Genomic DNA, 13,850 nt, shown 5'->3' on the forward strand with positions numbered 1-13,850 from the left:
TTTTGTGAATTCAGCTTTAGTTCACCTTTTACGGTTTTTGCTCTTCTTGCTCCTCACCATACTTGTCTCATTGGCAATTTTGGTGACGAGCTTGCGTATTGCGTTGCCCAAATTAAATCACTTCCAAGATGAAATTCAAACCTGGGTCAGTACCAGTGCCGGAATTGAATTTAATATCGACAGTGTGAAGGGTTTTTGGCGCAATACTCACCCTTCTATTGCCCTTAAAGGCATGACCGCTGACCTTCCTGATAATTCGGATATTCACCTTTCAGCCCAGACATTAGAAGTCGAATTTGATTTAATTCAGTCGTTACTTCAACTTCAACCTATTGTCACGGATCTAACTCTTGATGGGTTTAAGTTAGATATGCGGTCGGTTGATGTCTTTGAATCTGACCAAGAGCCTAGTGAGGATGTGCCCGATCACGATAGCTCGTTTATATCTAAATTAGACAGACTTCTTCTACGTCAGCTTGATGACTTTTCAATGACCAATTCTCAGGTTACGTATAAGTCTGTAGATGGTGGTACTCGTCAACTTGATATCGAAAATCTGCGCTGGTTAAACCAAGGTAGCTTGCATAAAGCAGAAGGGACCATCAGCATAGCAGACACATCGTTGAACTCTTTGAAAGTGAGCGCTAACTTTCATGATTTTGGCTCATTGAGAGATGTTTCTGGTCAGTTCTACGTTGAAGCTGAAAGCATATTAATTACGCCTTGGATTACCAGTAATTTACAACAACAAACAGGCATCGAAAAAGGGTTAGTTAGCTTTAGTAGTTGGTTAACGTTAGAACGCAGCCGCCCAATTGATGCCTATGTTGATATTAATCCATCAGAGCTTGTCTGGAGTGATAGTAAACAACACGTACTGATGCTGGAATCGGGTATTGTGAAGCTACTTCCAAGTGAGCAAGGTTGGGTAGTGAATGGTCACTCACTTAGATTAAGAACCGATGAGAGTGAATGGCCTGAATTAGATGTCGCCTTTGACTGGCAGCCAGATCAGTGGCGCTTAAATATGTCTCAACTTGATTTAGAGGCACTACGTCCGTTGGTACGCTTAGTTCCTGATTCTGACGAGACAGTAAAGATTATTGAAGAGTTTGACTTTACAGGCCAACTTGAAGATGTGCGAGTCTCGATGGGAAGTGGCATTGAATCTCTTCGATACTCAGCTGATCTTAACTATGCCGGAATGGCGCAGTGGGAATTACTGCCAGAGGTTCATCACGCATCAATCTCTGTTTCAGGTAATACAGAGCAAGCGAAAGCATCGGTCTCCCTTATTGATGACATTTTGCCGTATGGCGATGTTTTCCAAGCGCCACTTAATATTAGACAAGGTCAGGTCGAAATTGTTTGGCAGAATAACTCAGACGGTTGGTCTCTGTGGGCTGATAAGGTCACTGCTGCAACGCCTGATTTGCAAGTGCTTGGTGCCTTTCGATTAGACTTCCCTGAGGGTAAAAGTCCGTTTCTCTCATTTTATGCAGAAGCGGATCTCTATAACGCTAGCCAAACATGGCGATACTTGCCGACGTTAGCTCTAGGCCAAAGCCTCACTGATTACTTATCTACAGCCATCCAAGCAGGTAAGGTCAGTACTTCAAAATTGCTGTGGTATGGCGAATTAGGTAACTTCCCTTATCATGATAATAACGGCATGTTCCAAGCGTTAGTTGGCTTAAGAGAAGCCAAGTTCAGCTTTGATACGGCGTGGCCACCGATCACCGATCTACAGCTTGATTTGTTGTTCGAAAACGATGCGATGCATCTAGATTCTCGTGACGCAACCTTAATGGATGTTGAAGGTAAACGTATTACTGGCCGAATCCCTGAACTTGCTGGTAACGGGCATATTGAAATTGAAGCAACTGCGCTTGGTCAAGGTAATGCGGTTCGAGATTACATGACATCTTCACCCTTGGTTGATTCTGTGGGGGCTGCGCTGACAGCGATTCAGATTGATGGTGAAGTTGAGTCAGAGTTTCAGCTTTACATTCCATTTCATGATGGTGAAGAAGCAAGAGCTTGGGGCTATGCTGATTTAGTCGATAACCACGTAGAGATTGATGCGCCGCCTATGACGCTTGAAAAAGTGTCGGGTCGAATTGAATTTGATAATGATGTGGTCAAAGCCGCCGGCTTATCCGCGGATCTTTTAAAGCAACCAATATCGCTCGACTTCTCAGGTGAAAACTCAGGGTCTGGTTACGCTGTCGGTATCGACTTGTTAGGTGATTGGGATATCAAACCACTAACACCTTATATCGGTGAGCGTTGGACGCAAGATCTATCAGGTCATGCGCCTTGGCAGTCAGACATCAATATTCAGCTAAATGATGTTGGGTTTACTTATCAGGTCGATCTCACGGCTGATATGAAAATGATCCAAAGCGATTACCCATATCCACTGAAGAAACCACTGAAAACAAAAGGTGAGGCTCGATTACAAGCTTCAGGTAACCAAGAGTCAATCAGTGCACGTCTATTATTGCCAAGAGCGAAATACCAAGCTGAAATAGATATTAGGCCAGAGACGCCCGTGATCACGGCAACCAATTTAGTGGTTGGCAATGGCAGCTTTAAAATCAGCCCAGTTGTTGGTCATCATGCTCAGATCCGAACTAGTAAGTTCAATCTAGATAAGTGGCTTGAGATTTCAAACCGGCCAGTACCAGAGCAGAAAGCGGTACTCGATGAGCTTAACACCCCGACGATCCCAATGCCCCAACGTGTCAATATTGACGTGGCAGATCTGACGCTAGCAGGCATTGAATGGCACGATGTAGACTTTTCCGCGCGTAGAAAGACCCTCGGCTGGTACTTTGATCTTGAAAGCCAAGAGGTCAGCGGGGAAGCGAGTTACATCGAACCTTATGATCTTGCCGTATCGCTAGACCGGCTACACATTTATGTGCCTGCGTTAGATGAAATGGACGAAGACGCTTCACTATTAACGGTTGATTCGAAACCGACTGAGCTAATTTCAAGCTTTGATCGCGCTTTTCATCAGTCGATGCCAAACTTAACGTTAGCGATTGATGATTTTTGGTTGCAAGGTTACAAGGTTGGTAAAGTGAACGTTGATCTTGTCCGACAAGGCGACAAGCTAGAGTGGAAGGATATTTCTATTACTAGTGGCTCAAATAGCGTCACGATCAATGGCGCATGGACGTTGACTGAAGATAAAAGCTTCACCGAATACAATATGGAACTGAGTGGTGAAAACAACAGTGACCTGATGGAGCGATTTGGTATTAGCTCTGGTATTCAGCGTGCCCCTTTTGATCTTTCCGCTCAGATGAAGTGGGATGGTGCACCTTGGTCAATGCAAGTGAATACCTTGGAAGGCAAAGTTAACAGTAAGCTTGGTAAAGGCATCGTTTCAGATGTCAGTGGTGCGGCTCGTTTATTAGGTCTATTTAGCTTAGATTCAATCATTCGTAAGATGCAGCTCGATTTTACCGACGTATTTGACAAGGGAATGGCGTTTAACTCTATCAAAGGGACAGGCGAGGTGCGTGATGGCATCTTCGTGACCAATGATATTCAGATGGACGCGGTTGCTGGAGAGATGAACATCAAAGGGATGGCGAATCTCAATGATAGAACAGTTGATGCAGAAGTGAATTTTGTTCCTGATATTACCTCTGGGATCCCTGTTTTAACAGCCTTTGCCGTTACACCACAAACAGCCATCTACGTATTGGCTATTACGACGGTGATTGCCCCCGTCGTAGAGGTGTTTACTCAGGTCAATTATGAAGTCAAAGGACCACTAGACTCACCAAGTGTGAATGAATTGTCTAGAAGTAAAGGTGAGTTTAAGCTGCCTGAGAAGCTTATCGAAGAGGCACAAGCGGAGTAGAGCACATGGAACGTGTTGGTATTATTCAAATGACATCCACGCCAGATCCTTTACAGAATTTGGCGTACATTAAACAGGAAGTCGCTAGCCTTGTTTATCAAGGTGCAACGTGGATTGTAACACCCGAAAACGCACTCATATTTGGCCATCGTAAAGACTACCATAAACATGCTGAACCATTAGATGATGGACCCATTCAGTATCAGCTAAGCGCTATCGCCAAGCAGTATTCGGTATGGCTGGTTGTGGGGAGTATGCCAATTCGAACCGCAGCTGGAGATGTCAGTACAACTTGCTTAGTGATCAATAGTGAAGGGGAGATCATCGCCCACTATGACAAGCTACATATGTTCGATGTTGATGTGGAAGATACCCATCAGCGTTACCGAGAGTCAGAAACCTTCTCAGCGGGTTCTAATGTTGTGGTAACGGATACGCCTTTTGGAAAACTTGGCCTCTCAATCTGTTATGATGTGCGCTTTCCTCACCTGTATTCTGAGCTTGTCAAAAAAGGGGCGCAGATACTGTTAGTGCCAGCCGCGTTTACTGCGGTAACAGGGAAGGCACATTGGGAAACCTTATTAAAATCTAGAGCGATTGAAACTCAGTCTTGGGTCGTGGCGGTCAATCAAGTTGGCCGACACCCATGTGGGCGTGAGACTTGGGGTCATTCGATGGTAATAAGCCCTTGGGGTGAAGTCGTACTTAGCCTCGATAGCAAACCTAGTAACGGTATCGTAGAGATTAACTTACAACAGGTTGCCGAAATTCGAAATACCATGCCAGTGGCGTCGCACACTCGGTTTGAAAACCAATTTAAAAATAATTAAGAGTAGATTATGAGCCTAAACCGAATCGAAGATGCATTGTTATCGCCAACCGGTCTAACGCAGCAAGATATTTCAGACACATTAGCCAGCATTGCCACTCGCCAGATTGATTATGCCGATATCTACTTTCAATCTAGCTGGCATGAGTCATTGGTACTTGAAGACAGCATCATTAAAGACGGCTCATTCAATATTGACTGTGGTGTGGGTGTTCGTGCCGTTGCGGGTGAAAAAACTGGATTCGCTTATTCAGACCAAATTCACCTTGATGGCCTAACACAAAGTGCAGTAGCAGCACGTGGTATTGCTCAAAAAGGGCAGAATGCAAAAGTGCAGGCGTTTAGCCGTCATGATAATCAAGCCTATTATTCTGCGGTTAATCCGTTAGAGAGTTGGAAGAAACAGCAAAAGACTGAGCTATTAAAAGAGTTAGATGCGTACATCAGAACCAAAGAGCCTCTGATCCAAGAAGTATCAATTAGTCTAAGCGGCGTACATGAAAACATGTTAGTTGCTGCTACCGATGGTACCTACGCAGGTGATATTCGCCCGTTAGTGCGTTTGTCTATTAGTGTCCTTGCTGAAAGAGGCGATCGTCGTGAACGAGGAAGTTCAGGTGGCGGTGGCCGTTTTGGGTATGATTTCTTCCTTACCGATCAAGAAGGCTCACAAGTCGCGTATCAATTTGCCGATGAAGCGATTCGCCAAGCATTAGTTAACTTAGAAGCTGTTGCAGCCCCTGCTGGAGCAATGCCAGTTGTGCTAGGTTCTGGGTGGCCGGGCGTACTACTTCATGAAGCGGTGGGTCATGGTTTAGAAGGTGATTTTAACCGTAAAGAGTCATCTGTATTTTCTGGTAAGATCGGAGAAATGGTGACTTCTAAGCACTGTACGATTGTGGATGACGGGACATTAAAAGATCTTCGTGGATCGCTGAACGTCGATGATGAAGGTATCAGTGGTCAATACAACACTTTGATTGAAAAGGGTGAGTTGAAAGGTTACATGCAAGATAAACTCAACGCTCGATTAATGGGAGTTGCACCAACGGGTAACGGTCGTCGTGAGTCTTATGCGCATCTACCAATGCCCCGCATGACAAATACTTACATGTTGCCAGGTGAGCACACACCGGAAGAGATCATCTCAACGGTTAAACGCGGCTTGTACGCGCCAAACTTTGGTGGTGGTCAGGTTGATATCACCTCAGGTAAATTTGTGTTCTCTGCGTCTGAAGCGTACATGATTGAAGATGGGAAGATCACTCACCCAGTTAAAGGGGCCACCTTGATTGGATCTGGTATTGAAGCCATGCAGCAAGTGTCGATGGTTGGTAATGATCTGAGTTTGGATCGCGGTGTTGGCGTTTGTGGTAAAGCAGGCCAAAGCGTGCCAGTAGGTGTTGGTCAGCCAACATTGAAATTAGATATGTTAACGGTTGGTGGTACTGAGTAACAATAGCTCGAACACTAACGTTCAGACATTAAAAAAGCAGCGGGACGACCTTCCGCTGCTTTTTTGTTAGGAGTTATATAAAGCCCGTTTAGAAAACTAGGCTAATTTCAGTTAAATCCCATCTCGCTCAATTGGGCAACTCATACAACGAGCGCCACCACGACCGCGTCCAAGCTCGTTACCTGGAATGGTTAAGACTTCAATCCCGGCTTTATCGTATTTCTCATTGGTATAAACGTTACGTTCATAACCAATAACAACGCCCGGTTTGACAGTTAGAACATTATTAGCATCGTTCCACTGTTCACGTTCCGCTTCATAGCTATCACCACCGGTCGTAATGATTTTTAGATAGTCCAATCCCAGCGCATTTTCGATCGCGTGAATGTAACTTGGCACCTTCTCAACTTTCATTTCGTCGGTTGATGCAGGGTCATCACTGCCTTTTGGTGTTAATCGCCAAGTATCGAGATCTTTGCGCATGATTTCTGGATAGACAGAGAAAGTATCAATGTCCATGTGAGTCATGACCGTATCGAGGTGCATACAAGAGCGATGTTTTGGTAGATCGACGGCGATCACTTCCTTAGCTTGCCCATGTTTAAATAGGTTGGCTGCAAAGTTTTCAACACCTTGAGGCGTGGTCCGTTCAGATATACCAATCAGTACCGCATCATTACCAATAACCAGTACGTCACCGCCTTCGATATTGGCATTATCATAATGAAGATCTTCATTACCGAAATATTGAATAAAGTCTTGACCTGCAAACACTGGATGCCATCGATAGATAGCACGCAAGTGATTGGTTTCTCGTTGACGAGCGGCTTTCATCATTGGATTAAGAGAAACTCCGCCGTAAACCCAGCAAGAGGTATCACGGGTAAATAGATGATTCGGTAGCGGTTCAATGACAAAATCTAGAGGACGATGCATTTTAGGCAGCATCGATGAAGATTTAATTTTAAGCTCTGAGTAAGCCAAACCACCGAGTAGCACGGTTGCTAGGTGATCATTGGTCATTTGAGAGAGGTAGTTGCGCAGATCTTTTGCAAAGATAGGGCCGTAGCGAAAATCTGAAATTTGAGTATTTAGAAGCCACAGCTTCGCTTCTTCAATGGCTAGTGTATCGACCAACAAGTCATGGAGTAATAGTACTTCAACGCCTTGGTTAGTTAAGGTCCTAGCAAAAGCATCATGCTCTTCACCCGCCGCTTCGACAGCCAATACATCATCAAAAAGCAGATCATGGCAATTTGATGGGGTTAGGTGAGTGAGCGCGCGCTCAGGTCGATTTAATAGTACTCGTCTTAACTGACCGACTTCAGATCCAACGTACAACTTACTCATTTCGTATCCTTACTAATATTCCAGCCAGTATTTATGACAAGCTTGATGTAAAGATGCAAGTGGCAATTGCAATGGTAATGACTGGTGTTGATTAATATTTGAGTTATTACCTCTATATTTTGTGTGTCTTGTAGATGTTAACTCTAAAGGTGAGGTGTGGAACATATCATGGTTCAGTGCTTGCCTATGCGTTTTGTCTTTTAATTATAGAAGAAAGAAACCAAGACTATGGCGAATAGATATTCATCTTCTGCCAAAACTAACGTGATGTTTAAATCTTTATTCATATTAAGATGAATAAAGATATTCAAGGTTTGACCATATTCACGCACTTTTGAATTAGTCGTGAAGAATCAGGCTGTGAGATAAAACTCTGAATTTTACATTTCAGTGGCGATTGTTAGAAAATTGTAACTTAAAGCGTATTTGTATCGATAATCCATCGATAAAGGATAAAGATCCTATCAGGATCGCTTTGTTAGTGGCATTTCTAAGCGATCCATGCGATATTTCGTCGCAAATAATTTTGAATTTATGAACACGATCTGGAGCACAAACTATGTCTAACGCAGATGACTATGTATCAGTAGAAGACTTAATTGAGATTCAAAAAGAAGAGACTCGCGATATCATTCAAGCTTTGCTGGAAGATGGTAGTGAACCGGATTCGCTGTATGAAATTGAACACCATTTATTTGCTGAAGATTTTGCAACGTTAGAAAAAGCGGCAGTAGAAGCGTTTAAGTTGGGCTTTGAAGTTCTTGAAGCTGAAGAAACCGAAGACGAAGACGGCAATAAACTGCTTTGTTGTGACGCTTCGATGGAGTCGGTATTAAACGCTGAAGCGATTGATGCACAAGTTGAGAAGCTGATAAACCTTGCTGAGAAATTCGATATTATCTATGACGGGTGGGGCACTTACTATGAAGGTGAAGATGCTCTAGTTGAAGAAGAAGATGAAAGCGAAGAAGACGAAAAATAGAAAGACGAAAAATAAAAAGTCTTGAGCAAAAAATAAAACCGAGCGATTAGCTCGGTTTTTTAATGCTATCAATAATCACTCAAATTCATCCCCTTTATTGTCGAGCTCTCGACGACCACACGTTTTACATGTCACATAACGCTCCATGTTGTAGTAATGCCCACCATTAATGAATTCAGTTATAAAAAGCATGAACCTGCTAAACAGTGATGTGTGTGTATCGTACTTGCTTGGTTTACGAACAAGAACTTCACTGTGCTCTGTTTCTTGATTGCACTGTTTACAAAAGTGAGTTGCCAGAAACCCGTCTTTTAAAAAATTACGTTTACTTGTCATGTAATAGCCTTTCCCTTGGTTGATAAAGTAGGTTAGAAACAGCCAAAGAAAATGTGACTCAGGTAAATCGCGGCTCACATTAATTACTATGCGTTATGTAAATGCGTCATTTCAATAGGTTAAAGGTATTTATCGACGTAGATCACTTGATTGATGCGCTTTTCACCACTATCAGGTAATATTTGTGCCACAGAATTAATGACAATGAATCGAATGAAGTAGGGCAATGGAATTATGTTAAAAGTAGCGATCAATGGATTTGGCCGTATCGGTCGCAATATTCTTCGTGCATTGTATGAAAGTCATAAAGATCATCAGATTAAGATTGTTGCTGTCAATGAGCTTGCCCAGCCAGATGCTATGGCCCATCTACTGCAATATGATACAAGCCATGGTCGATTTGGGAAAAAAATCACTAATGATCAAGAGCACATCTACGTGCATCATAGTGATAAGGCTTCTGATAACAAAGATAGCTTTGATACCATCCGAATTCTTCATTTAGCTGAAATCGATCTGTTGCCTTGGCGAGATCTCGACGTTGATCTTGTTCTCGATTGTACCGGTGTTTATGGCTGTCGCGCCGATGGTGAGGCGCATATTACAGCGGGTGCTAAGAAGGTTCTATTCTCGCACCCTGGCGATAATGATCTTGATAATACAATCATTTACGGTGTGAACCACGATACGCTAAAACAGAGCGATCGCATTGTCTCGAACGGATCGTGTACGACTAACTGCATTGTGCCGATTATTAAGGTGCTTGATGAGCACTTTGGAATCGAGTCTGGCACGATCACAACGATACATTCGTCGATGAATGATCAGCAGGTGATCGATGCCTATCATAGCGATCTTCGTCGTACTCGTTCAGCCAGCCAATCTATCATTCCAGTCGATACCAAACTTCATAAAGGTATTGAACGTATTTTTCCGAAATTTTCTAACAAGTTTGAAGCCATTTCTGTAAGGGTTCCGACAGTAAACGTTACTGCAATGGATTTAAGTGTCACAATTAATACAAATGTGAAAGTTAATGACGTAAATCAAACCATTTTAGAGGCATCTCAGTGTACATTAGATGGCATTGTTGACTATACTGAAGCGCCGCTCGTTTCTATCGACTTTAATCACGATCCTCATAGCGCGATTGTCGATGGTTCACAAACACGAGTAAGCAATGGGCATCTCGTTAAGATGCTAGTTTGGTGTGACAACGAATGGGGCTTTGCGAACCGTATGCTGGATACCGCGCTCGCAATGCAAGCATCCAAGTTCGATTAATAGAATGGAAAGGATGCCGTGGAGAAATGTTTATTTCGAGACTTGAAATAAATGTGAAGTATCTCCATATAAGTAACCAGTTTGAAGAATTATTAGGCTCGGCAGGGTTGCCGGGTTTCCAAAAACTTTATTTATTAAATAATTTGAGAGGACAAACATGTCTGTAATCAAGATGACTGACCTGGAACTTGCAGGTAAACGCATTTTCATCCGTGCTGACCTTAACGTGCCAGTAAAAGACGGTAAAGTAACTTCAGATGCACGTATCCTTGCATCACTACCAACAATCAAGCGTTGCCTAGAAGCTGGCGCTAAAGTAATGGTTACTTCTCACCTAGGTCGTCCTACTGAAGGCGAATACAACGAAGAGTTCTCTCTAGCTCCTGTTGTTAACTACTTAAATGACGCACTAGATTGCGACGTTAAACTAGCTAAAGATTACCTAGATGGCCTAGAGCTAAACGCTGGTGAGCTTGTGGTTCTTGAAAACGTTCGCTTTAACAAAGGCGAAAAGAAGAACGAAGAAGCGCTTTCTAAGAAGTACGCTGCACTTTGTGACATCTTCGTAATGGACGCATTTGGTACGGCTCACCGTGCACAAGCATCGACTCACGGTGTTGGTACTAATGCACCAATCGCATGTGCTGGTCCTCTACTAGCGGCTGAACTTGAAGCTCTTGGTAAAGCGATGGATAACCCAGCGCGTCCACTAGTTGCTATCGTTGGTGGTTCTAAAGTATCAACTAAGCTGACTGTTCTTGAGTCTCTTTCTAAAATCGCTGACCAACTTGTTGTTGGCGGTGGTATCGCAAACACGTTCATCGCAGCTGAAGGCCACAACGTAGGTAAGTCTTTATACGAAGCAGACCTAGTTGATACAGCTAAAAAGCTAATGAAAGAGTGTGCTATTCCTGTTGCTACTGACGTTGCATGTGCAAAAGCATTTGATGAAAACGCAGAAGCTGAAATCAAGAACGTTGCAGACGTACAAGATGACGACATGATCTTCGATCTTGGTCCTGATTCAACTGCTGTACTTGCTGACATCATCAGCAACGCAAAAACGATTCTTTGGAATGGCCCAGTTGGTGTATTCGAATTCAAGAACTTCGAAGCAGGCACTGCAGGTATTTCTAAAGCAATCGCTGACTCTGCAGGTTTCTCTGTAGCAGGCGGTGGCGATACGCTAGCAGCTATCGACAAGTTCGGTATCAAAGCTGACGTTTCTTACATCTCTACTGGCGGCGGCGCTTTCCTTGAATTTGTTGAAGGTAAAGTACTCCCTGCTGTAGCTATGCTAGAAGAGCGTGCTAAGTAATAAATTTTGAAAGCGGGAATAATATTTCCGCTTTTTTAATGTTTGTTTGATACAATGCGCGCGTTGTGAGCAAACGTTTGCAAGTTTTTAAACTTTAGTTTTTTAATCTTAAAACGATAGAATAAATAGGACTTTTTCCATGTCTAAGATCTTCGATTTTGTAAAACCTGGTGTAATTTCTGGCGATGACGTACAGAAAGTATTTGAAGTAGCAAAAGAAAACAAATTTGCTCTTCCTGCAGTAAACGTAGTAAATACTGATTCAATCAACGGTGTTCTAGAAGCAGCTTCTAAAGTTAAAGCTCCTGTTGTTGTTCAGTTCTCTAACGGCGGTGCTGGTTTCTTCGCTGGTAAAGGCGTTAAACTTGAAGGTCAAGGTGCACAAATCCTTGGTGCTGTAGCTGGTGCAAAATACGTACACGCTGTTGCTGCTTCTTACGGTGTTCCAGTAATTCTACATACTGACCACGCTGCTAAGAAACTTCTTCCTTGGATCGACGGTCTTCTAGACGCTGGTGAAGAGTTCTTCGCTGAAACTGGTAAGCCTCTATTCTCTTCTCACATGATCGATCTTTCTGAAGAGACTCTAGAAGAGAACATCGAAACATGTGCTAAATACCTAGCTCGCATGGCTAAAATGGGTATGACTCTAGAAATCGAACTAGGTTGTACTGGTGGCGAAGAAGACGGTGTTGATAACACGGATATGGACGCATCTGAGCTATACACTTCTCCTGAAGATGTTGCTTACGCTTACGAAATCCTAAACGCTGTTAGCCCACGTTTCACTATCGCTGCTTCTTTCGGCAACGTACACGGTGTTTACCAAGCAGGTAACGTAGTTCTTACTCCAACTATTCTACGTGACTCTCAAGCTTACTGTGCAGAGAAGTTCGGTATTGCACCTGACGCTCTAAACTTCGTATTCCACGGCGGTTCTGGTTCTTCTGAAGCAGAAATCCAAGAGTCAATCGGCTACGGTGTTATCAAAATGAACATCGATACTGATACACAATGGGCTACATGGGACGGTATCCGTACTTACTCTGCTGAAAACTTTGACTTCCTACAAGGTCAAATTGGTAACCCAACTGGCGATTCTGCGCCAAACAAGAAGTACTACGATCCACGCGTATGGCTACGTGCAGGTCAAGCTTCAATGGTTACTCGCCTAGAGAAAGCTTTTGCTGACCTAAACGCTATCGACGTTCTATAATTTAGACTTCGGTAACTGTTTTAAAAACCCGCTTTTAGCGGGTTTTTTTATGCCTAAAATTCATTTCTAAGACGTTATTAACCCTAGCGAAACATTACAATTGTGAGTAACCTGTAACAGGTTGTTATCAAAAGGAGCGAACTTAACTAAGCAAGGTCAGAATTGACCCGACGCTTACGTTCAAGTCGCCAAAATAAGATATTGTTCCCAAAAATTAACGCGAGGTGTAACTAAATGTTTCTAGTGACGCTTGCGTATGTATTGGTTAGACAATTGAGATGTATTTTTAGAGGATTAAGTTATGGCAGATGATTCACTGGGGCTCGAAACTCCCTTGGTTGATGGATTAACACAAGCAGAAACATGGTTAACAAATAATTCTGAGTTATTTTTGCAGTATGGGGTGAACATCCTTTCTGCTGTTATTATTCTATTTATAGGTAATATAGCGGTTAAAGCTGTGGCAAATAGTATTGCCAAAGTATTGAAGAAAAAGGATATGGATAGAGCTGTTGTTGAATTTATTCATGGCTTAGTTCGATACCTGTTATTCACTATTGTATTGATTGCCGCTCTAGGTCGACTTGGCGTTCAAACTGCTTCTGTTGTTGCAGTGATTGGTGCCGCTGGTCTTGCTGTTGGTCTTGCTCTTCAAGGCTCACTATCAAACTTTGCAGCTGGCGTGTTGATCGTTGCATTCCGTCCATTCAAATCAGGTGATTATGTTGAGATTGGCGGTGTTGCAGGTTCGGTTGAATCCATTCAAATCTTCCAAACGGTTCTAACAACACCAGATAATAAAATGGTTGTTGTACCAAACGGTGGTGTTATTGGTAGCCCAATTACCAACTATTCACGCCATGATACTCGTCGTGTTGACCATGTTATTGGTGTTTCATACAGCGCAGACCTTAAAAAGACTGAAAAGGTTATTCGCGAAACACTTGAAGCCGATTCTCGCCTTATTAAAGAGAAAGGCATTCAGATTGGTGTAAGCGCTTTAGCAGACTCTTCGGTTAACTTCGTTGTAAGACCGTGGTGTAAAACAGCAGACTATTGGGATGTTTATTTCGATACGCTTCAAGCGATTAAGATTGCTTTGGATGAAAACGAAATTGAAATTCCATTCCCACAAATGGATGTTCATTTAAATAAAGTCGACTAGCTAATTACTGTCGATTATTAAATAGCATTCGTTG

At 42.9% G+C, this 13,850-nt stretch carries 10 protein-coding genes; 8 read left to right on the top strand and 2 right to left on the bottom strand.

Translation table 11 applies throughout. The annotated features are described in order from the left end of the window. The first annotated feature begins 4 nt into the window (after positions 1-4). From L4C54_RS21275 to tldD, 3 genes are read left to right on the top strand one after another with little or no spacing between them, the layout of a single operon-like run. Complete coding sequence (locus L4C54_RS21275; RefSeq protein ID WP_428809718.1) at positions 5-3,880, top strand: YhdP family protein; 3,876 nt, start codon at positions 5-7, stop codon at positions 3,878-3,880. 5 nt (positions 3,881-3,885) lie between these two features. Then, positions 3,886-4,710 carry a carbon-nitrogen hydrolase family protein gene (locus L4C54_RS21280; protein WP_428809719.1) on the top strand — a complete coding sequence of 275 codons (825 nt, stop codon included), beginning with the start codon at positions 3,886-3,888 and terminating at the stop codon, positions 4,708-4,710. 9 nt (positions 4,711-4,719) lie between these two features. Continuing rightward, positions 4,720-6,165, top strand: a complete 1,446-nt coding sequence (tldD, locus tag L4C54_RS21285; protein WP_428809720.1) for a metalloprotease TldD — start codon at positions 4,720-4,722, stop codon at positions 6,163-6,165. Between the two features lie 111 nt (positions 6,166-6,276). On the opposite strand, the gene arcA is transcribed toward tldD, so the two are convergent. Beyond that, positions 6,277-7,515: an arginine deiminase gene (arcA, locus tag L4C54_RS21290; protein WP_428809721.1), complete on the bottom strand. Its 1,239-nt coding sequence runs from the start codon at positions 7,513-7,515 to the stop codon at positions 6,277-6,279. A gap of 559 nt (positions 7,516-8,074) precedes the next feature. On the opposite strand from arcA, the gene rraB reads away from it, so the two are divergent. Further along, positions 8,075-8,497 carry a ribonuclease E inhibitor RraB gene (gene rraB, locus L4C54_RS21295; RefSeq protein ID WP_428801231.1) on the top strand — a complete coding sequence of 141 codons (423 nt, stop codon included), beginning with the start codon at positions 8,075-8,077 and terminating at the stop codon, positions 8,495-8,497. A 75-nt stretch (positions 8,498-8,572) separates the two neighbouring features. Here the strand turns inward: rraB and L4C54_RS21300 are convergent, their stop codons facing one another. Further along, a complete protein-coding gene (locus tag L4C54_RS21300) occupies positions 8,573-8,833 on the bottom strand; it encodes a hypothetical protein (protein WP_428809762.1) in 261 nt (86 codons plus the stop codon). A 234-nt stretch (positions 8,834-9,067) separates the two neighbouring features. Here L4C54_RS21300 and epd point away from each other — a divergent pair, with 234 nt between their 5' ends. The 4 genes from epd to mscS all read left to right on the top strand — a co-directional run bounded on the left by epd (position 9,068) and on the right by mscS (position 13,816). Then, complete coding sequence (epd, locus tag L4C54_RS21305) at positions 9,068-10,117, top strand: erythrose-4-phosphate dehydrogenase (RefSeq protein ID WP_428809722.1); 1,050 nt, start codon at positions 9,068-9,070, stop codon at positions 10,115-10,117. Positions 10,118-10,274: 157 nt separating this feature from the next. Then, a complete protein-coding gene (locus L4C54_RS21310; protein ID WP_428801228.1) occupies positions 10,275-11,435 on the top strand; it encodes a phosphoglycerate kinase in 1,161 nt (386 codons plus the stop codon). A gap of 139 nt (positions 11,436-11,574) precedes the next feature. Beyond that, positions 11,575-12,651 carry a class II fructose-bisphosphate aldolase gene (fbaA, locus tag L4C54_RS21315; RefSeq protein WP_428801227.1) on the top strand — a complete coding sequence of 359 codons (1,077 nt, stop codon included), beginning with the start codon at positions 11,575-11,577 and terminating at the stop codon, positions 12,649-12,651. Between the two features lie 301 nt (positions 12,652-12,952). Next, complete coding sequence (mscS, locus tag L4C54_RS21320; RefSeq protein WP_428809723.1) at positions 12,953-13,816, top strand: small-conductance mechanosensitive channel MscS; 864 nt, start codon at positions 12,953-12,955, stop codon at positions 13,814-13,816. Positions 13,817-13,850: the final 34 nt, after the last annotated feature.

The organism is Vibrio lamellibrachiae (genome assembly GCF_050337265.1).
Classification (GTDB): Bacteria; Pseudomonadota; Gammaproteobacteria; order Enterobacterales; family Vibrionaceae; genus Vibrio; species Vibrio kyushuensis.

What these genes read in the sequence shown, in the direction of transcription:
- fbaA (WP_428801227.1), top strand. Translation starts at nt 11,575, where the DNA reads ATGTCTAAGATCTTCGATTTTGTAAAACCTGGTGTAATTTCTGGCGAT.
- tldD (WP_428809720.1), top strand. Translation starts at nt 4,720, where the DNA reads ATGAGCCTAAACCGAATCGAAGATGCATTGTTATCGCCAACCGGTCTA.
- L4C54_RS21310 (WP_428801228.1), top strand. Translation starts at nt 10,275, where the DNA reads ATGTCTGTAATCAAGATGACTGACCTGGAACTTGCAGGTAAACGCATT.
- arcA (WP_428809721.1), bottom strand. Translation starts at nt 7,515, where the DNA reads ATGAGTAAGTTGTACGTTGGATCTGAAGTCGGTCAGTTAAGACGAGTA.
- epd (WP_428809722.1), top strand. Translation starts at nt 9,068, where the DNA reads ATGTTAAAAGTAGCGATCAATGGATTTGGCCGTATCGGTCGCAATATT.
- mscS (WP_428809723.1), top strand. Translation starts at nt 12,953, where the DNA reads ATGGCAGATGATTCACTGGGGCTCGAAACTCCCTTGGTTGATGGATTA.
- L4C54_RS21300 (WP_428809762.1), bottom strand. Translation starts at nt 8,833, where the DNA reads ATGACAAGTAAACGTAATTTTTTAAAAGACGGGTTTCTGGCAACTCAC.
- rraB (WP_428801231.1), top strand. Translation starts at nt 8,075, where the DNA reads ATGTCTAACGCAGATGACTATGTATCAGTAGAAGACTTAATTGAGATT.
- L4C54_RS21280 (WP_428809719.1), top strand. Translation starts at nt 3,886, where the DNA reads ATGGAACGTGTTGGTATTATTCAAATGACATCCACGCCAGATCCTTTA.